A 552-nucleotide genomic window follows, 5' to 3' on the forward strand; every position below is an offset into this window, starting at 1 on the left:
CCGGCCTGGATTTCGACGTGCGCAAATGGCGTCCCTATTCAGGTTATGAAAACTTCGACTTTGAAATTCCGGTTGGGGCTGGCATCAGCGATGCCTACACGCGCGTACAGCTGAAGATGGAAGAGATGTGGCAGTCGCTGCGTATTCTTGAGCAGTGCCTGAACAATATGCCGGAAGGCCCGTTCAAGGCGGATCACCCGCTGACCACGCCGCCGCCGAAAGAGCGTACGCTGCAGCATATTGAAACGCTGATCACTCACTTCCTGCAGGTTTCATGGGGCCCGGTGATGCCGGCCAACGAATCGCTGCAGATGATTGAGGCGACCAAAGGGATCAACAGCTACTACCTGACCAGCGACGGCAGCACCATGAGCTATCGCACCCGCGTGCGCACGCCGAGCTTCCCGCACCTGCAGCAGATCCCGTCGGTGATCCGCGGCAGCCTGGTATCCGACCTGATCGTTTACCTCGGTAGTATCGATTTTGTTATGTCAGACGTGGACCGCTAATTATGCACGATCAAAAAATTGCCATTCATACGATCGACCCGAA

1 pseudogene is annotated in these 552 nt (G+C 56.0%); it reads left to right on the forward strand.

What is annotated here, in order from left to right:
- Positions 1-509, forward strand: a pseudogene (locus tag B3797_RS15990) (NADH-quinone oxidoreductase subunit C/D); the annotation flags it as partial.
- Between the last annotated feature and the right edge of the window lie 43 nt (positions 510-552).

The organism is Pantoea sp. UBA5923 (genome assembly GCF_002431095.1).
GTDB lineage: Bacteria > Pseudomonadota > Gammaproteobacteria > Enterobacterales > Enterobacteriaceae > Pantoea > Pantoea piersonii.